The 17,599-nt window shown below is 45.3% G+C and carries 21 protein-coding genes; all 21 read left to right on the forward strand.

Going from position 1 to position 17,599, the window contains the following annotated elements; translation table 11 throughout:
• Positions 1-8: 8 nt before the first annotated feature.
• Positions 9-1,310: a histidinol dehydrogenase gene (hisD, locus tag AOA56_RS03825; RefSeq protein ID WP_024732578.1), complete on the forward strand. Its 1,302-nt coding sequence runs from the start codon at positions 9-11 to the stop codon at positions 1,308-1,310.
• Positions 1,310-1,900: an imidazoleglycerol-phosphate dehydratase HisB gene (gene hisB / locus AOA56_RS03830; protein ID WP_048621801.1), complete on the forward strand. Its 591-nt coding sequence runs from the start codon at positions 1,310-1,312 to the stop codon at positions 1,898-1,900. Before hisD ends, hisB begins: the two co-directional genes overlap by 1 nt.
• Positions 1,901-1,919: 19 nt before the next feature.
• Positions 1,920-3,206 (forward strand): bifunctional phosphoribosyl-AMP cyclohydrolase/phosphoribosyl-ATP diphosphatase HisIE, encoded by a 1,287-nt coding sequence (gene hisIE, locus AOA56_RS03835; RefSeq protein ID WP_024732577.1) that lies wholly within the window; start codon positions 1,920-1,922, stop codon positions 3,204-3,206.
• A 69-nt stretch (positions 3,207-3,275) separates the two neighbouring features.
• A complete protein-coding gene (locus AOA56_RS03840) occupies positions 3,276-3,611 on the forward strand; it encodes a hypothetical protein (protein WP_024732576.1) in 336 nt (111 codons plus the stop codon).
• Between the two features lie 40 nt (positions 3,612-3,651).
• Positions 3,652-4,152, forward strand: a complete 501-nt coding sequence (gene coaD / locus AOA56_RS03845) for a pantetheine-phosphate adenylyltransferase (protein ID WP_024732575.1) — start codon at positions 3,652-3,654, stop codon at positions 4,150-4,152.
• Between the two features lie 18 nt (positions 4,153-4,170).
• Complete coding sequence (rfbD, locus tag AOA56_RS03850) at positions 4,171-5,028, forward strand: dTDP-4-dehydrorhamnose reductase (RefSeq protein ID WP_024732574.1); 858 nt, start codon at positions 4,171-4,173, stop codon at positions 5,026-5,028.
• 21 nt (positions 5,029-5,049) lie between these two features.
• Positions 5,050-6,387: a putative ABC transporter permease gene (locus AOA56_RS03855; protein WP_053768987.1), complete on the forward strand. Its 1,338-nt coding sequence runs from the start codon at positions 5,050-5,052 to the stop codon at positions 6,385-6,387.
• A 281-nt stretch (positions 6,388-6,668) separates the two neighbouring features.
• On the forward strand, positions 6,669-7,514 hold the full coding sequence (locus tag AOA56_RS03860) for a hypothetical protein (protein WP_053768988.1): 846 nt from the start codon (positions 6,669-6,671) through the stop codon (positions 7,512-7,514).
• Entirely contained in the window at positions 7,501-7,863 is a 363-nt protein-coding gene (locus AOA56_RS03865) for a VOC family protein (RefSeq protein WP_053768989.1), read from the forward strand. Before AOA56_RS03860 ends, AOA56_RS03865 begins: the two co-directional genes overlap by 14 nt.
• A 291-nt stretch (positions 7,864-8,154) precedes the next feature.
• Positions 8,155-8,628 carry an aminoglycoside 6'-N-acetyltransferase gene (gene aac(6') / locus AOA56_RS03870; RefSeq protein ID WP_242843433.1) on the forward strand — a complete coding sequence of 158 codons (474 nt, stop codon included), beginning with the start codon at positions 8,155-8,157 and terminating at the stop codon, positions 8,626-8,628.
• A gap of 375 nt (positions 8,629-9,003) precedes the next feature.
• Entirely contained in the window at positions 9,004-10,869 is a 1,866-nt protein-coding gene (locus tag AOA56_RS03875) for a TIGR03960 family B12-binding radical SAM protein (protein WP_053768990.1), read from the forward strand.
• On the forward strand, positions 10,853-11,545 hold the full coding sequence (locus tag AOA56_RS03880) for a TIGR03936 family radical SAM-associated protein (RefSeq protein WP_053768991.1): 693 nt from the start codon (positions 10,853-10,855) through the stop codon (positions 11,543-11,545). The genes AOA56_RS03875 and AOA56_RS03880 overlap by 17 nt, the downstream gene beginning before the upstream one ends.
• Complete coding sequence (locus AOA56_RS03885) at positions 11,542-12,750, forward strand: ribonuclease E/G (protein WP_053768992.1); 1,209 nt, start codon at positions 11,542-11,544, stop codon at positions 12,748-12,750. Before AOA56_RS03880 ends, AOA56_RS03885 begins: the two co-directional genes overlap by 4 nt.
• Positions 12,743-13,234 carry a Cys-tRNA(Pro) deacylase gene (gene ybaK / locus AOA56_RS03890; protein WP_053768993.1) on the forward strand — a complete coding sequence of 164 codons (492 nt, stop codon included), beginning with the start codon at positions 12,743-12,745 and terminating at the stop codon, positions 13,232-13,234. Before AOA56_RS03885 ends, ybaK begins: the two co-directional genes overlap by 8 nt.
• A 76-nt stretch (positions 13,235-13,310) precedes the next feature.
• Positions 13,311-13,919, forward strand: a complete 609-nt coding sequence (locus AOA56_RS03895) for an HAD family hydrolase (RefSeq protein ID WP_053768994.1) — start codon at positions 13,311-13,313, stop codon at positions 13,917-13,919.
• An 18-nt stretch (positions 13,920-13,937) separates the two neighbouring features.
• A complete protein-coding gene (locus AOA56_RS03900; protein WP_053769099.1) occupies positions 13,938-15,257 on the forward strand; it encodes an aspartate kinase in 1,320 nt (439 codons plus the stop codon).
• A gap of 33 nt (positions 15,258-15,290) precedes the next feature.
• The gene (locus AOA56_RS03905; protein ID WP_024732563.1) at positions 15,291-15,710 is read left to right on the forward strand and encodes a CBS domain-containing protein; all 420 of its coding nucleotides are present in this window, start codon (positions 15,291-15,293) and stop codon (positions 15,708-15,710) included.
• Complete coding sequence (locus AOA56_RS03910; protein ID WP_053768995.1) at positions 15,703-16,500, forward strand: amidohydrolase family protein; 798 nt, start codon at positions 15,703-15,705, stop codon at positions 16,498-16,500. The genes AOA56_RS03905 and AOA56_RS03910 overlap by 8 nt, the downstream gene beginning before the upstream one ends.
• 108 nt (positions 16,501-16,608) lie before the next feature.
• On the forward strand, positions 16,609-16,917 hold the full coding sequence (rplU, locus tag AOA56_RS03915; RefSeq protein ID WP_048621788.1) for a 50S ribosomal protein L21: 309 nt from the start codon (positions 16,609-16,611) through the stop codon (positions 16,915-16,917).
• Between the two features lie 3 nt (positions 16,918-16,920).
• Entirely contained in the window at positions 16,921-17,253 is a 333-nt protein-coding gene (locus AOA56_RS03920; RefSeq protein ID WP_024732560.1) for a ribosomal-processing cysteine protease Prp, read from the forward strand.
• Between the two features lie 3 nt (positions 17,254-17,256).
• The gene (gene rpmA / locus AOA56_RS03925) at positions 17,257-17,541 is read left to right on the forward strand and encodes a 50S ribosomal protein L27 (RefSeq protein WP_024732559.1); all 285 of its coding nucleotides are present in this window, start codon (positions 17,257-17,259) and stop codon (positions 17,539-17,541) included.
• The last annotated feature ends 58 nt before the right edge of the window (positions 17,542-17,599 follow it).

Consider the following 17,599-nt stretch of genomic DNA (forward strand, 5'->3'; position numbering starts at 1 on the left):
GAGAGAAGATGAGAATCCAGAGATTGACAAAAGAAACGATGCAGAATCTCTTAAAGGAACTGTTAAAGAGAAGTCCTGACAGCTATGGAGAATACGAGGATCGTGTCGCCGCAATTTTAAAAAACGTAAAGGAAAACGGAGATGAGGCGCTCTTTTCCTATACGAGCCGGTTTGATCATGCAGACCTCACAAAGAACACAATACGGGTGACGAATCAGGAGATCGAGGATGCCTACCGTCAGACAGAGGCTTCTCTTATCCAGGTGATCCGAAAAGCCCTTGAAAATATCAGAAGCTACCACGAAAAACAGAAGCAGTATAGTTGGTTTGACAGTAAACCTGACGGAACCATGCTCGGACAAAAAGTGACTCCGATTCACCGGGTGGGCGTTTATGTTCCAGGCGGAAAAGCGGTCTATCCATCCTCTGTTCTGATGAATGTGATTCCGGCCCGGATCGCGGGCGTAGATGAAATCATCATGGTGACTCCTCCGAGACCGGACGGAACGGTCAGCCCGCACACCCTTGTTGCGGCAAAAGAAGCTGGAGTGGACGCCATATACAAGGTGGGCGGCGCCCAAGCCATTGCGGCACTCGCCTATGGAACGGAAAGTATCAAAAAAACCGATAAGATCGTAGGACCTGGAAATATCTATGTCGCTCTTGCGAAAAAAGCGGTGTACGGCTATGTCAGCATCGATTCCGTGGCAGGGCCTTCGGAGATCCTCGTCATCGCAGATGAGACGGCAAATCCGAGATATGTAGCGGCGGATCTTCTTTCCCAGGCAGAGCACGATGAGCTGGCCTCCGCCATCCTTGTAACGACAAGCGAGGAGCTGGCCAAAAAGGTATCAGAAGAAGTGGACGGATTTTTAAACACCCTTTCCCGGGCCGATATCATCCGCAAATCGTTGGACAATTACGGTTATATCCTTGTGGCGAAGACAATGGAGGACGCTATCGAAACAGCGAATGAGATTGCAAGTGAACATTTGGAGATTCTGACAAAGAATCCATTTGATATTATGACGCGGATCAGGAACGCTGGGGCCATCTTTCTTGGAGAATACGCAAGTGAGCCGCTGGGAGATTATTTCGCGGGGCCGAACCACATCCTTCCTACAAACGGGACGGCCAGGTTTTTCTCCCCTCTCTCCGTGGACGATTTTATAAAAAAATCCAGCATTATTTCTTATTCCAGGGAAGCGCTTTCAAAGATCCATCAGGATATTGAGTATTTTGCCGAGGCAGAACAACTGACCGCCCATGCAAACTCGATCCGGGTACGGTTTGAAGAGGAGGAATCATAATGACAGAACGGATTGCCGAAATCTATAGAAAGACAAACGAAACCGAGATCCGTATCCATCTGAATCTGGATGGAACAGGACAGGGAACAATCCAGACTGGAATCGGTTTTTTTGATCATATGCTGTATGGATTTGCCCGACACGGTCTTTTTGATCTGAATGTACAGGTGACGGGGGATCTTGAGGTGGATACTCATCATACGATTGAGGATGTGGGGATCGTCCTTGGAACCGCCATAAAGGAAGCGATTGGAGAAAAGAAAGGAATCCGCCGTTTCGGATTTTTCCTTCTTCCTATGGATGAAAGTCTTGCGCTTTGTGCCATTGACCTCTCGGGACGTCCGTATCTGAACTATCAGGCGGATTTTACTACAGGAAAAATCGGGGAGATGGATACGGAGATGATCCGGGAATTTTTCTATGCCGTCTCTTACAGTGCGATGATGAATCTGCATCTGAAACTTCTGGAAGGCGGAAACAATCATCATATGGCAGAAGCCCTCTTTAAAGGCTTCGGAAAAGCCCTTCACATGTCTGTCTCCTATGAACCCGGGATGACGGAAGTGTGGTCTACGAAAGGAAGCTTATAGCAGAAAGGAACAAAAACAGATGAGTTATAAAAGAATCATTCCGTGCATTTTTTTACTGCAGGGAAAGGCAGTCAGATGGTTTGACGACAGAGAACTTCTCTCGGAGGACGCCATCGCACTTGCAAAGCATTATAGCGATCAAGGTGCGGATGAATTGCTCGTATTTGATTTGTCGGATTCCGATGAGGACCACGAAGAATCGATCGATCTTCTGAGAAAAATCACAAAATTTGTCGGGATTCCGGTTGTCGCAGGCGGAAATATCAAGCGTTTGGAAGATGTCAAGAAGATGCTCTACGCCGGCGTCAAACGAGTAGTGCTGAATTTCTCCCGTACCGGTGCGGTAAAGTTGATTCAGGAGGCGGCAGGACGTTTCGGAAAGGAGAAAATCGCGGCTTCCTTAAATGATTTTGATACCCTGTTCAAACATCAGCACTTAATTGAACAAAACAGTAGCGAGATTATTTTTATGCACCGCCTGGATCTCAATTCTGTGATGACGCTGACTGAGATTCCATATGTAATTGTGACGGATACGATGGAGGAATCGGAAATCTTCCGCATCCTGAAAAGTCCGGGAGCGAGGGGAATTTCAGGGAAGTTCGTAAGCAATGAGGAGATGGATTACCACAAATTCAAGGAGCTTTGCCGGGATCGAGGAATTCAGATGACCTCTTTTGAAAGTGTCTTGGATTTCTCAAATTTCAAATTGAATTCCGACGGCCTTATCCCGGTAGTGGCACAGAATTATAAGACCGGAGAGGTTTTGATGCTGGCTTATATGAACGCTGAAGCATTTGACCGGACAGTAAAGACCGGAAAGATGACCTATTACAGTCGTAGCAGACAGAGCCTCTGGACCAAGGGGGAGACGTCCGGTCATTTCCAGTACGTAAAATCTTTGACTATCGACTGCGACAAAGATACGCTGCTTGCAAAAGTTGAGCAAATAGGGCCTGCCTGTCATACCGGAAGTCCGACATGCTTCTTCCAGACGATCGCCGGGACAGACTACGACGAGACAAACCCGCTTGAGATCTTCCAGTCGGTCTACGATACCATTTTGGACCGCAAGAAACATCCGAAAGAGGGATCCTATACAAATTATCTTTTTGACAAGGGCATTGACAAGATTCTGAAAAAGGTAGGGGAGGAGGCGGCCGAAGTCATCATCGCCGCGAAAAATCCGAATACGGAAGAGCTCAAATATGAATTGGCCGATTTCCTTTATCATGCTATGGTACTGATGGCGGAACGTGGCCTGACTTGGGACGATATTATCCGGGAGTTATCGGACCGCCATTAGCATACTGAAAGAAGACAGGGTATATAGTAGTAATATATCCTGTCTTTTGTAATGGAGGAAGTGTAAACGATGAGTGAAAACCGGGAGAGAAAACGAAAAGAGGCTCTGGAACAGATCCACAGACAGGAGGAGCTAAGGTCCGGAGAAGCCTTTCGGATGCCGGCCGTCCATCCACGGTATCGGGCGGCCTACGAAAGTATTTACCAGGAAGACGAAGAGCGGCCACATAGCACTTTTTTCATCCGCCTGATGGTAAGTATTCTGCTGTTTGCAGGGTTTCTGAATCTGGATGAAGAGACGCTTCCCAAGACTATACCAAGGCGGACGGAAATTATCCATGAGATTCAGGCTCCATTTGATATTCCGGCCTCCTTGAAACAGTTTGACCTGTCCCACATTTTGTAGTATAGTTATTGGAGAAATTTCCATGAAATGAGGAGTGCAGATGATAAAAGCAGTATATCCAGGCAGCTTTGATCCGGTGACATTTGGCCATCTTGATATCATTACGAGAGCGTCCAAAGTCGTCGATGAACTGATCATCGGTGTCCTGATCAACCAGAAGAAAACGCCGCTCTTTACGATGGACGAACGTCTCCATCTTTTGCAGGAGGCGACAAAGGAGTTCCCGAATGTGACAGTGAAGGCATTCGAGGGCCTGACTGTAGAATTCGCAAAGGAGAACAACGCAAGACTGATCATCCGGGGTTTACGGGCTGTTACGGATTTTGAATATGAGATGCAGTTGGCTCAGATCAATCATAGTGTGGATCAGGAGATTGACACTATGTTCTTTACGACCAGTCTGGAATATGCGTTTTTAAGTTCTACACTGGTCAAAGAGTTTGCGTATTATGGGTCTGATACGACCCGGTACGTACCGGAAGTTGTCGCGAAGGCGCTGAAAGAAAAATTTCCGGAAAAGGAAAATCCACTACAAAAGTAGAGAAATCAGGTGAAGAAAATGAAGATATGGATTGCTGGCGCGGCCGGACAGCTTGGGTGCGCGTTGAACGATATGGCAAAGGAGCACCGGCCGGACGCTGAGCTTCTGAATACGGACATCGATGAAGTAGATGTCACAGATTTAAGTCAGGTACTTGGATTTGTGAAGGAACACCAGCCGGATGTTATCTTTGACTGTGCGGCAGTCACGGATGTGGGCGTCTGTGAGGATTCTCCAAAATATGCGTTTAAGGTCAATGCGGTGGGTGCAAGAAATCTTGCTATTGCAGCCTCCAGGATCCAGGCAAAGATCCTTTTACTCTCCACGGACGATGTATTTAATGGGATCCGCCAGGTGCCGTACCATGAGTTTGATGAAACAGACCCGATGACGGTCTACGGAAAGAGTAAGCTGGCGGGAGAAAATTATGTCAAAGAGTTTGCCCACGATCATTTTATTATACGGAGCAATTGGGTCTTCGGGCGCGGCAGCCGAACGAACTTTGTGAATCAGATCCTGGATGCCATCGAGACAAAGACAGAGCTTCATATATCTGATGACCAGTATGGTTCCCCAACCAGCGCCAATGCCCTGGCGGTATTCATGCTGCATCTGATCGGATCGGAGGAATACGGGACTTACCATGTCACATGCAGCGGTGTCTGCAACAGATATGAATTTGCGAAAGAAATTGTGCGGCTTGCAAAAAAGGATGTGAAAATCATTCCTGTCAGAACCAAGAAAGCAGAGTACTGTTCCGCAAGGCCAACCTTTACTGTCCTTGACAATTTTCTCATTCAGGTTCTCGGACTTCACGAGATGCCGACCTGGATTGATGCACTGGAAGAATACATGAAACAGGAGTACAAAAGATAAATTTCGACAGCAGGAGTAGACATGCATTATACATTTTCTGAGATTATTTGGCTGATTCTAATCTATTCGTTTCTCGGATGGTTTGTGGAGACGATTGTCGGCACTATCCGAAAAAAGAAATTCGTAAACCGTGGATTTTCATCCGGACCGTTCTGTTTTATTTACGGGACAGCCGCTGTGATAATGATCATCGCCCTGGAGGATCTGGAAAGACGCCCGGTCTTTCTCTTCCTTGGCTGTATGGCTATTGCCACCATGATCGAATGGTTTGCGGGGAAGATTCTGGAACGGCTGAACCAGCAGAAGTGGTGGGACTATTCCCGAAAACGATGGAATTTTGACGGATATATCTGTCTCCAATACAGCCTTCTGTGGGGAGCGCTTGGTGTGCTCGCTGTCCGTTATGGGGACTCGGATTTTACCGCTTTGTTTCATCTGATCCCGCAGCCATTCGGAGATCTTTTGATCGGAGGTGCTGTCATTGGAATTGTAGTCGATATGTCCGTCTCTTCGGCCGCGGCTCTCCACATCGGAAAGCCTGCCAAAGCAGCGGTACGATGGAACCGGAGCGTGGCAGTTGTCACCCGCCGGTTTACCCATTTTATTGTCAACCATGTGGAACGAAGAATGGAGCGGGCCTATCCACTGATCCAAGAGGCGAGAAAGGATATAGAAAAAGAAGGGCACTTTGCGGAAGGCTGCTGTTTCTATAAGATCGTATGGCTTTTTGTCATCGGTTCTTTCATGGGAGACATCGTCGAGACAATCTTCTGTCGGATCACCGCAGGGGTCTGGATGAGCAGAAGCAGCCTTGTTTGGGGACCGTTCAGCATCGTCTGGGGTTTGGCCATTGCGGCGGCAACAATCCTTCTTCACAAGGATAGAGACAAGCCTGACCGATACCTCTTTTTCGTCGGTACATTCTGGGGCGGAGCCTACGAGTATTTATGCAGCGTCTTTTCCGAACTCTTTTTTGGGCGTGTCTTTTGGGACTATACTGGTATTCCGTTCAATCTGGGCGGACGAATCAATCTGCTCTATTGTTTTTTCTGGGGTATCGCGGCCGTAGTGTGGATCAAAGTACTGTATCCATGTGTGTCTGGCTGGATCGAAAAGATTCCAAGAATCACAGGACATATCCTGACTTGGTGCCTGATCGTTTTCATGTCCGTCAATATGCTGGTGTCGGCGGCGGCTCTTGTAAGATACAATCATCGCACTGCAGGCGAACGGTCGGATCATGTGATTGATCAGTTGTTGGATACCTATTTTGATGATGCCAGAATGGAACGGATTTATCCGAATGCCAAGACAAAAGAGGAGGTTGGCACTCCAAAAGAGATCCCCGTATCAAGATAGATGTCCCCAAATAGGCAGGCATCGGGCAAAAGACAAAGCAGAGATAGAAGAAATCGGGTTTCCAGGAAATCCTTTCCTGTGTTGACGACATGATGTATCATATATTATAATACAAGTGCCATATTTTGTATTTATAGTACAACAGGCCCATCTTCTCGGAAGATCTCTGCGGGAACGGAAATACCGGAACTTGTTAACCTGAGCCCCTGACAGGCAAGTGTGATCTTGTTTCATATTTCCATCTTAGAAGGAATACATTTAGATAAACAGGGGGAAGCAACATGCAAAAATTCACTAGGAATACATATGAATTTGTCAAGCAGGGACTGTTGCAGATTCAGGATGAGATTACGAAAGGGGAACGGGTCTGTGCCACCAGAGCGCTCAAAGGGATTATCGGAACGATGGCACCAAACCGCGAAGCACTTCTTGGTTATGCATATGTGCGAGTTCGCAATAGAGTAGGATCCAAATACGGCAATACCAACCGTCGGGCAGAGATCATTGCAGAAAAAGTCCAGATTCTCATGGAAGCTTTTTGGTCACGTCCGACTCACTATATACTGGATACAGATCAGTATGGTGCCAAATTCATCAATACATCCAGCGAGGCCGATATGTCGTTGGAGGACGCGGTCCGTTTTGCGGAGATGGACGGAATCGTGATGATCCATGATCTGAATCTTGGCAAGGGATTCGAACAGTACTATCTGGATACAGCAAGGAACCGTGAAATTCTCACCCACTACGCAATGTCTGAGGAAAATACTTCCGAGCGAGAAGTATTTCGCAGAAAGGCTTACGCCAAATTCCAGATGTGGTGGATGTTTACACACGGAATCACATTAAAAGAACTTTCTGGCGCAGCAGAAGATTGGCGGCAACAACGTAAGCAGAGCAAAAACTATAAAGGAAAGTTTGAAGATTATTTGTTTGAGAAAGGATTCCACGATCTGATTTATCCGTGTTTCAGCGAGTTTCTGGAAACGGAATATACGGACCGGGAGTTTATGAAGTATCTGCTGGATCCACAGGATCACAGCGTATACGAGGAGGATGAGCTTCTCCGCGCTTCAGAACAGGAGACAGAAACCGCAAAGGAAGAGGAAAGAAATGTTTCATTTTAACCATTTTAATTTTAATGTTTTGAATCTAGAAAAAAGTTTACAATTTTACCAGGAAGCCCTGGGACTGCACGAAGTCCGAAGAAAAGAAGCGGAAGACGGAAGTTTTATTCTTGTTTATCTTGGCGACAGTAATGGTGATTTTACATTGGAACTGACCTGGCTGAGGGACAGGGTGGAGAAATATGACCTGGGAGATGAGGAATTTCATCTTGCTTTTGTGACGGACCAGTATGAAGAAGCCTATAAAAAACATAAAGAAATGGGTGTCATTCTCTTTGAAAATCCAGAAATGGGAATCTATTTTATTGGGGATCCGGATGGATACTGGATCGAGATTATTCCGGTATAGCAACCAGCAGGGGAAGGGACGATCTTTTTATCGAAAACGGGCGAAAAATTGGAAACATCCGTATAAACACTAAATCTATCAGAGGAACAGTTAAAAGAAAGCAATTTACAACAGAATTACAACAAATGAAAGATCCTTAAATAACAGATTATACAAGGAAATACAAAGTTATAGAAGAACGACACTTGAAATAGAGTGTCTTTTTCTATGCAGTGAAACTACAAAACAGAAGCTAATAAGCAGCTTTTTAAAAGCAGAAAAAAATGACAATGCTGAAAGAGGCATGATATAATGATTCTAAAGACAAATTGGATTTTTAAGGGAGAGCGTATGATAAAAAAGGCAGGAAACAATGATTTAGAAACACTAGCAAAATTAGCTTCGGAAATGTGGCACAACCATTCTATCAATGAACTAATCAATGAATTTTCAGAAATTATGATAAATGGGAAATCACAATTTTTTTTGAAATATGAAAATGAATTTCCTATAGGTTTTGCACAATGTCAATTAAGATATGATTATGTGGAAGGTACAAGCACATCTCCAGTTGGTTATTTAGAGGGAATTTTTGTGAAGGAAAGCTATCGTAGTAAAGGATATGCCAAAGAATTATTAACCGAGTGCGAAGTATGGGCGAAAGGAAACGGTTGTCAAGAGTTTGCCAGCGATTGTGAAATAGATAATATAAACAGTCTTCATTTTCACAAGGCTATGAATTTTACAGAAGCAAATAGAATTATTTGTTTTACTAAGCTATTATAAATCGTCATTTAGCTGTATAAGCTTATCAGACATGGCTCTATAAATTGAATTGATATTCATTGTGATAATTATAAAAGTTCCTGATATAGAATCGGTTTCTCTTCTTGAACTTATCTTTCAAAATGTTATAATGTTAAAGATTGAATTTGTATAGGATCATCTAAGTCTTTATAATTATGCATAGTATTTTCTTGTATTAATTCTTTTGAATTTTAAAATTTAAAATGAAACAAAAAATCTTATTACGGAATATACTGGCTTTTACGATTGAATTATGTTTGAAAAAACTTCCAAATTGATATTTTGTATCCTTTTTCATACAAACCACAGAGAATGATTCCATACAATATAGCCCATAAAACAGAAAGGGAAAAAATGAGAAAACTAGCTTTAAATGATGAAATATTACTGAATATCGAGAAGCCGGCCCGATATATCGGGAACGAGATCAATTCGGTGATGAAGGACAAAGAAAAGGTAGCTATCCGTTTCGCGATGTGCTTTCCGGACGTGTATGAAATCGGCATGTCCCATCTTGGAATTCAAATTTTATATGACATGTTCAATCGGAGAGAGGATACCTGGTGCGAACGGGTTTATTCTCCGTGGATCGATCTGGACCGGATCATGCGGGAGCAACATATTCCATTGTTCGCTCTGGAATCCCAGGATCCGATCCAGGATTTTGATTTTCTCGGTATTACGATCCAGTACGAGATGTGTTACACAAACATTTTACAGGTTCTGGATCTTTCGAACATCCCGTTATTTGCGTCAGACCGGACAGACGAGGATCCGGTCGTTATCGGCGGGGGGCCATGTGCCGTCAATCCGGAGCCTCTGGCGGATTTCTTTGACCTCTTCTATATCGGAGAGGGCGAGACTGTCTACAATGATCTTCTGGATGCCTACAAAGAAAACAAAAAGAATCATGGAACGAGACGCGATTTCCTGGAGATGGCAGCGGAGATCGAAGGAATTTATGCGCCGCAGTTCTATGACGTGTCCTACCACGAAGACGGTACGTTGAAATCCTTTCTTCCGAACAATCCACACGCCAGGGCAACGATTAAAAAACAAGTCGTCCGGAATATGAGCGATGCACCATATCCGTCCAAACCAGTTGTCCCTTTCATCAAGGTGACTCAGGACCGGGTCGTTCTAGAGATCCAAAGAGGATGTATCCGCGGATGCCGATTCTGTCAGGCGGGTATGATCTACCGCCCTACGCGGGAGAAAAATCTGGAGACCTTAAAGCGTTATGCTATCGAGATGCTGAAAAATACCGGACACGAGGAGATTTCCCTCAGTTCTTTAAGTTCCAGCGATTATTCCATGTTAAAGGATCTTGTATTATTTCTGATGGAAGAATGTAAGGACAAAGGAATCAATATTTCCCTCCCGTCCCTGAGGATTGATTCGTTCTCCCTGGATGTGATGGGAAAAGTACAGGATATCAAAAAGAGCAGTCTCACCTTTGCCCCAGAAGCAGGATCCCAGCGGATGCGTAATGTCATCAATAAGGGGCTGACCGAGGAAATGATTCTGGATGGGGCGGCTCAAGCGTTTGCGGGCGGGTGGAACAAAGTAAAGCTCTATTTTATGCTCGGACTTCCGGGAGAAACCGAGGAGGACATGAAAGAGATTCCACGGCTGGCGGATCGTGTCGCCAGAAAATATTATGAAATCCCAAAAAGCCAGAGAAATGGGAAATGCCAGATTACATTCAGCACCTCCTTCTTTATCCCAAAACCATTTACCCCGTTTCAGTGGGCCCAGATGTTCACCCAGGAAGACTATATCCACCGTGCCTACATAGTAAACCAGGAGATGAAAGAGCAATTAAACCGAAAGAGCCTCCGCTACAACTGGCATGAAGCGGATGTGACAGTTCTGGAGGGTGTTTTCGCAAGAGGCGACCGCCGGACGTCAAAGGTACTTCTGGAAGCCTATCGACTGGGATGTCTTTATGATTCCTGGAGCGATGAATTCCAAAATGATAAATGGATGCAGGCATTTGAAAATACGGGGGTGGATCTGACATTCTATACCATGCGAAAGAGAGAACTTGACGAACTTTTCCCATGGGATTTCATTGACGTAGGCGTTACAAAATCATTCCTCAGGCGGGAGTGGGAGCGTGCCATGAGAGGGGAAGTCACCCCGAACTGCCGGGAAAAATGCTCTGCCTGCGGAGCAATGTGTTATCAGGGAGGTGTCTGCTTTGAAGGCAAGAATTAAATTTCGAAAATATGGCGTTATGAAATTTATCGGTCATCTGGACGTCATGCGCTATTTCCAGAAAGCTATGAGAAGAGCGGATATTCCAATCGCCTTTACAAAGGGATTCAGCCCTCATATGATCATGTCCTTTGCCAATCCACTTGGCGTGGGACTGACAAGCGACGGGGAATATTTTGATATCGAACTCATTCGACCGCTTGCAAGCAGGGATGCCATTCAAAGGCTTAATGCCGTTATGGCCGATGGAATCGAAATTATAAATTTTGTACAGATTCCTGAGGATAAAAAGTCCACAGGAATGTCTATTATTGAGGCGGCGGATTATCTGGTCTTTCCAAAAGATGGAAAGTTTCCTGTCTCTTCTGAGGATCTTGTCACTTTTCTTTCCAGTGAGGAAATCCTCGTCGTAAAGCAGACAAAGAAAAGTGAAAAGGAAGTAAATATCCGACCATGGATCCTGGAACTGGAACAAAGAGAAAACAGTCTCTTTCTGAAAGTTCGGGCCGGAAGCTCCGTTAATCTGAAGCCGGAGCTTGTCGTATCCGCCCTTCTGCACAAGTCCAGAGTCGATAAAGACGCCGAACAGGATTTCCGATATCACAGATTAGAAAACTATGCCGTAAAGGATGAACAGCTCGTCGCACTTGACGCGCTGGGGACGGAGATTTTATGACAAAACAGAGAATCCTTGTAACTAATGTGTATGACCGCCTTTGCTTCTTTCTGGAGGATGACGGAAAAATAACGGAAATCCTTGTCTCAGATGAGGACGATAAAAACGGTGCATCCGTGCAGGTAGGAGATATTTACATTGGAAGGATCAAACGACGCATTCCGAATATCCATGCCGTCTTCATCGAATTGTTTCCCGGTATGGAATGTTACTGTACCGAAGAGGAAACTGCCTGTGCCTGCTTTACAAAAAAAAACGGAAAACAGAAAGTCTGTGTCGGAGACGAGCTGGTCGTACAGGTCAATAAGGAGGCCTTCAAATCCAAAAAGCCTTCGGTTACGACCAATATTTCCTTGACAGGACGTTATGCAGTAATTTCCATGCGGCCACACGAACCAGGTGTCTCCTCCAAACTCCCAAAGAAGGAGCGAGAAACACTGAAAAACTGGCTGAAAGATCTGGCTATATCTTCCTGCGGAGTCATTCTCCGGACGGAAGCTGCAAAACTTCCCAAAGAAGAACTTTCCAAAGAGATCCGCACACAGGAAAACCGGCTGATAGGACTTCTTGACCGGGCAAAGACCCGGACTTGTTTCAGCCGTCTTATGGAGAGTGATCCCGGTATTCTTGCCGGATTCTCTCATGTCCGGTGGGAGTCTCTGGCAGAAATTGTCACAGACATTCCTAAGGTATGGGACCGAATCCGGGCGTATCTTCTGGAAAAAGAACCAGACATCTTATCCTGCCTGCGTTTCTACGAGGACGGACAATTCCCCCTTACAAAGCTCTATAGTCTGGAACAGGTAATGGATCGGGCCCTTTCCCAGAAAGTCTGGCTGAAATCCGGCGGAAGCCTTATCATTCAGCCTACAGAAGCATTGACAGTGATTGACGTCAATACAGGCAGGTCAGTTTCCGGAAATCAGGAGCAGTATCTGAAACTAAATCTGGAGGCTGCCAAAGAAGCTGCAAGGCAAATTCGGCTTCGTAATCTGTCGGGCATCATTCTGATTGACTTTATCAATCTATCCGGTCAGGAAGACCGGGAGCTTTTACTTCATACGATGCGGGAGCTGACCGCAGCCGATCCTGTCAAGACCGAGGTGATTGACCTGACAAAGCTGGATCTGATGGAGATCACACGAAAAAAGGGCCGCCCGCCATTGTATGAAGCGATCCGGAAAAAGGAGAGAAGCAATGAGTAAAAAAGAATTAAAGACCAACGCCATGCGAATTCTGGACCGGCTTGGTATTCCTTATGAATACCGGATTTACGACTGCGAGCAGTTTACCGATGGCATTTCCACCGCAGACCAGCTCCATCTTCCCCATGAGCAGGTCTACAAGACACTGGTGACTCAGGCAAAGAGCGGAGGATATTATGTATTTGTCATTCCGATTGAAGAAGAAATTGATCTGAAAAAAGCTGCCCGTGCTGCCGGAGAGAAATCTCTTGAGATGCTCCCGGTACGGACTCTGACAACCGTTACGGGCTATGTGCGTGGTGGATGTACAGCGATTGGCATGAAAAAGCAGTTTCCGACCATCATCCAGGAAGATGCGTCGAAACTTACCAAGATGTATGTAAGTGGCGGAAAACTGGGAATGCAGTTGAAACTTGCTCCAGAGGATTTTAAAATCGCTGCCAAAGCTTCCTACGCAGATGTTATCAGAAAATTGGAAAAGTAGCGGATTGTTCTTGCAATCCCCGCTTTAACAATGTAAAGTAGTACATAGTGGAGAATCAGACAAAGAGGAGAACAAAATGAAGATACCTGTAGATACATGTAATACAGTCATTTTTGATCTGGGAAATGTGCTGGTGCACTACGATGCTCATCACTGTCTGGATCAGTATGATTTTGACAAGAAAACAAAAATCCGGATCAACCAGGCCGTCTTTCAAAGTTCCGCCTGGGTTGAAGGAGACCGGGGTACTTACGGACCGGAAACCTGGTGTGACGCCTTTGTTGCAAACGCACCCCAACTTGAACAGGAGATTCGTCTTGTATACGAAGGTCTTCGCGAGTGTATTCTTCCGGCTGACTATACGGAAGATCTGATCCGTTGGTTCCGTGAGAAAGGATACCGGATTTATTTTCTCTCCAACTATTCCGAAGGGCTTTATGAAAAGACAAAAGACAGACTTCATTTTATCGAATCCTTTCATGGAGGAGTTTTTTCCTGGAAAGAAAAATGTCTCAAACCGGATGCCAGGATATACCGGATTCTTCTGAAACGTTATGATCTGAATCCGGCATCCTGCCTGTTTTTTGACGACAGAGAAGACAATATAGTGGCTGCCTGCCGGGAGGGGATCCATGGCGTTGTCTTCGGTCCGTCTGTTGTTGAGGAGATTCTGCACAATCGATAAATGAAGGAGCGATTTATTATGCCCAAAGTAGTGAAATTCGGTGGAAGCTCTCTTGCAAGTGCGGCACAATTTCAAAAAGCAGGAGAAATCATCCGGAGTGAAAAATCAAGGAAATATGTTGTACCGTCAGCACCTGGAAAGCAAGACTCCAAAGACATCAAAATTACAGATATGCTGTATCTGTGTTATGAAAAAGCATCGAGTGGGCGGGACTATTCCGAAGAATGGACATTTATTACCTCACGGTACGAAGAAATTATAAGTGGACTTTCTCTGACGCTTTCCTTAGCGAAAGAATTTGAGATCATCCGAACACAATTTGAAGCAAAGGCCGGAAAGCAGTACGCAGCCTCCAGAGGAGAATACTTAAATGGCCTGATTATGGCCGCTTATCTGGACTTTGAGTTTGTCGATGCGGCCGAAGTCATCTTCTTCGATAGAGAGGGACGGCTGGACATGGAAATGACAAATACGATGCTCTATGAACGTCTGTCTGTGCTTCCTCACGCAGTAGTCCCTGGTTTTTACGGAAGTGACCCTAATGGACGGATTGTAACCTTTTCAAGGGGAGGATCCGATATTACCGGCTCCCTGGTAGCGAGAGCTGTCCACGCAGAACTTTATGAAAACTGGACGGATGTATCCGGGTTTCTTGTGACAGATCCTCGAATCATCAAAGATCCTGCGGTGATTGAAACCATCACCTACCGAGAACTCCGGGAACTTTCCTATATGGGAGCGACGGTACTGCATGAGGATGCCATCTTCCCTGTACGAAGCGAGGGCATCCCGATTAATATACGTAACACAAATCGGCCGCAGGATCCGGGTACGCTGATTGTTGAGGACACCTGCCGCCACCCACGGTACACGATCACCGGTATTGCTGGTAAGAAAGGCTTTGCCTCTGTTACTATTGACAAGGCTATGATGAATACGGAGGTTGGATTCTGCCGGAAAGTGCTTCAGGTATTTGAAGAAAACAATGTTCCAATCGAACATATGCCTTCCGGAATTGACACACTGACCGTTTTCGTTCATCAAAATGAATTCGAAAGTAAAGAACAGAAAATCCTTGCCGGAATCCACCGTGCGGTATCGCCGGATTTCATTGAATTGGAATCCGATCTTGCCCTGATCGCCGTGGTGGGACGTGGGATGCGCCAGACGCGGGGGACGTCAGGTCGTATTTTTGCAGCGCTTTCACATGCAAATGTCAATGTAAAGATGATCGATCAGGGATCCAGCGAATTGAATATCATCATTGGGGTACGGTGTCATGATTTTGAGAATGCCATCCGGTCGATCTACGATATTTTTGTCAATACACAGCTTTAATACTTAGAATAACAGTAGAAGAGGTTTTTGAAGATGAATATTTTATTTTTTCTGCATCCAAAGGCAGAGCTGGCTTTTATCTATGATTATCACACAGTACGTCAGGCAATGGAGATCATGGAGCATTATAAGTATTCCTGCGTGCCGATTCTAAACAGAGCGGGAAAGTATGTCGGCACCATCACGGAAGGCGATCTCCTCTGGGATCTGAAAGAAAAAGGAATTCTCAATATCAAACAGGCCGAAAACCTTTCTATTATGAAAGTAGAGCGCAGATGCGATTATCTGCCGGTCAGCATTGAATGTGATATGGAAGACCTTGTAAAACGTGCCATGGAGCAGAATTTCGTTCCGGTGGAAGATGACCAGCATTTTTTCATCGGTATCGTGACAAGACGTGATATCATCGGATATCTGAGTGACAAGATAAAAGGATGTAAGAAAAATGATTGATTTCCATACACATATTTTTCCCGAGAAAATTGTTGAAACGACCATTTCCTTTCTGGAGCGGCAATGTGGGGAGCGGGCGCACCTGTCAGGAACATATGAATCTCTTCTTTCCTCCATGGAGGAGGCAAAGATCGAGCAGAGTATCGTACTTCCGGTGGTGACAAGGCCGTCCCAGTTTGATTCCATCAACCGCTTTGCAGCGGAGGTGACAGAACAGACAGACGGGAAACTTCTTTCCTTTGGAGGTATTCATCCGGCCTGCGATCATCTGAAAGATCGGCTACGGTCACTGAAAAACAACGGTTTCCCTGGGATCAAACTCCATCCTGATTATCAGGAGACTCGTTTTGACAATCCGGGGTATTTAAATATCCTGGATTATGCGTCGGAGCTCGGACTCATTGTCAGTGTTCACGCCGGATTAGATCCGGGATATCCGAATTTCGTCCACGCCACTCCATCCATAATCAGGGACGTGATTCATCAGGTGCGTCCACAGAAGCTCGTTCTTGCTCATATGGGCGGTTTCCAGAGATGGAGTGAGGTAGAGGAACTTCTGGTTGGTGAAGACGTATGGCTCGATACGGCAGCCTGCTTTTCCAAGATCCCGAATGAACAATTTTTGCGGATCGTACGGAGACATGGTGTGGAGAAGATCCTCTTTGCAACGGATTCCCCGTGGGCGTCCCAGACGGATTATGTCCATTATTTCCATTCTCTTGATCTGTCATCCAAGGAAAGAAAGCAGATCTTATTAGAAAATGCTGTAAAATTACTAGAAAGCGCTTGATTTTCTATGGATGACATGCTATTATATATGAGTATGCCGCACAGCGAGGTTTCAAAGATTCCTAAAGGAACACCGAAGCTGGCGAGTAATGATAATAGGAGGTGCCATATGTACGCAATTATAGCAACAGGTGGTAAACAGTACAAAGTATCTGAAGGCGATATCATTAAGGTAGAAAAGCTCGGAGCAGAGGCTGGTACGACTTACACATTCGATCAGGTTCTTGCAGTGAGCAACGACGGGCTGAAGATCGGTAATCCGGTTGTTGAAGGTGCGTCTGTAGAAGCGTCTGTACTTGGAGACGGCAAAGCAAAAAAAGTTGTCGTTTACAAATACAAACCGAAGACAGGCTACCACAAGAAAAACGGCCACAGACAGCAGTATACGGCTGTTAAGATTGAAAAGATCAACGCTTAATCCATGATTAAGATCACAGTTTATCAGAACGACAAACATGAATATGTCGGTTTTCGGACAGAAGGTCATGCGGGGTATGCCCCTGCTGGAGAGGATATTGTCTGTGCATCGGTTTCGATTTTGGTAATTAATACGATCAACTCTATCGAAACGTTTACACAGGACAAGGCGGCTGTCACTTCCGACGAGAAGAGCGGCCGGATTGAGTATCATCTTTTCACTTCTCCTTCTAAAGAGACGACATTGTTGTTTTCATCCATGGTTTTAGGACTTCAGAGCATGGAAGAAAACGAAGAGTACAGAAAATACATTGATTTGAGATTCAGGGAGGTGTAAACCATGATGAAATTAAACCTTCAGTTTTTCGCTCATAAAAAGGGAGTTGGCTCTACAAAGAACGGACGTGATTCCGAGTCCAAGAGGCTTGGCGCTAAGAGAGCAGACGGACAGTTTGTAAAAGCCGGAAACATCCTTTACAGACAGCGCGGAACAAAGATTCATCCGGGCGTTAATGTAGGGCGCGGTGGAGATGACACATTATTTGCTACATCTGACGGTATCGTAAGATTCGAAAGAAAGGGCAGAGACAAGAAACAGGTTTCTGTATACCCGGTAGCTGAGTAGTCTCATCTGCTGACGCTATGAATCGAAAAACATACAAAGGCTTCAAATCAGCTCGGTT

The sequence above is a fragment of the Sellimonas intestinalis genome (assembly GCF_001280875.1).
GTDB classification, from domain to species: domain Bacteria; phylum Bacillota; class Clostridia; order Lachnospirales; family Lachnospiraceae; genus Sellimonas; species Sellimonas intestinalis.

Excerpts from the sequence above, each read along its gene's own strand:
- hisD (WP_024732578.1), top strand. The coding sequence starts at position 9 with ATGAGAATCCAGAGATTGACAAAAGAAACGATGCAGAATCTCTTAAAG.
- hisB (WP_048621801.1), top strand. The coding sequence starts at position 1,310 with ATGACAGAACGGATTGCCGAAATCTATAGAAAGACAAACGAAACCGAG.
- hisIE (WP_024732577.1), top strand. The coding sequence starts at position 1,920 with ATGAGTTATAAAAGAATCATTCCGTGCATTTTTTTACTGCAGGGAAAG.
- AOA56_RS03840 (WP_024732576.1), top strand. The coding sequence starts at position 3,276 with ATGAGTGAAAACCGGGAGAGAAAACGAAAAGAGGCTCTGGAACAGATC.
- coaD (WP_024732575.1), top strand. The coding sequence starts at position 3,652 with ATGATAAAAGCAGTATATCCAGGCAGCTTTGATCCGGTGACATTTGGC.
- rfbD (WP_024732574.1), top strand. The coding sequence starts at position 4,171 with ATGAAGATATGGATTGCTGGCGCGGCCGGACAGCTTGGGTGCGCGTTG.
- AOA56_RS03855 (WP_053768987.1), top strand. The coding sequence starts at position 5,050 with ATGCATTATACATTTTCTGAGATTATTTGGCTGATTCTAATCTATTCG.
- AOA56_RS03860 (WP_053768988.1), top strand. The coding sequence starts at position 6,669 with ATGCAAAAATTCACTAGGAATACATATGAATTTGTCAAGCAGGGACTG.
- AOA56_RS03865 (WP_053768989.1), top strand. The coding sequence starts at position 7,501 with ATGTTTCATTTTAACCATTTTAATTTTAATGTTTTGAATCTAGAAAAA.
- AOA56_RS03875 (WP_053768990.1), top strand. The coding sequence starts at position 9,004 with ATGAGAAAACTAGCTTTAAATGATGAAATATTACTGAATATCGAGAAG.
- AOA56_RS03885 (WP_053768992.1), top strand. The coding sequence starts at position 11,542 with ATGACAAAACAGAGAATCCTTGTAACTAATGTGTATGACCGCCTTTGC.
- ybaK (WP_053768993.1), top strand. The coding sequence starts at position 12,743 with ATGAGTAAAAAAGAATTAAAGACCAACGCCATGCGAATTCTGGACCGG.
- AOA56_RS03895 (WP_053768994.1), top strand. The coding sequence starts at position 13,311 with ATGAAGATACCTGTAGATACATGTAATACAGTCATTTTTGATCTGGGA.
- AOA56_RS03900 (WP_053769099.1), top strand. The coding sequence starts at position 13,938 with ATGCCCAAAGTAGTGAAATTCGGTGGAAGCTCTCTTGCAAGTGCGGCA.
- AOA56_RS03905 (WP_024732563.1), top strand. The coding sequence starts at position 15,291 with ATGAATATTTTATTTTTTCTGCATCCAAAGGCAGAGCTGGCTTTTATC.
- AOA56_RS03910 (WP_053768995.1), top strand. The coding sequence starts at position 15,703 with ATGATTGATTTCCATACACATATTTTTCCCGAGAAAATTGTTGAAACG.
- rplU (WP_048621788.1), top strand. The coding sequence starts at position 16,609 with ATGTACGCAATTATAGCAACAGGTGGTAAACAGTACAAAGTATCTGAA.
- AOA56_RS03920 (WP_024732560.1), top strand. The coding sequence starts at position 16,921 with ATGATTAAGATCACAGTTTATCAGAACGACAAACATGAATATGTCGGT.
- rpmA (WP_024732559.1), top strand. The coding sequence starts at position 17,257 with ATGATGAAATTAAACCTTCAGTTTTTCGCTCATAAAAAGGGAGTTGGC.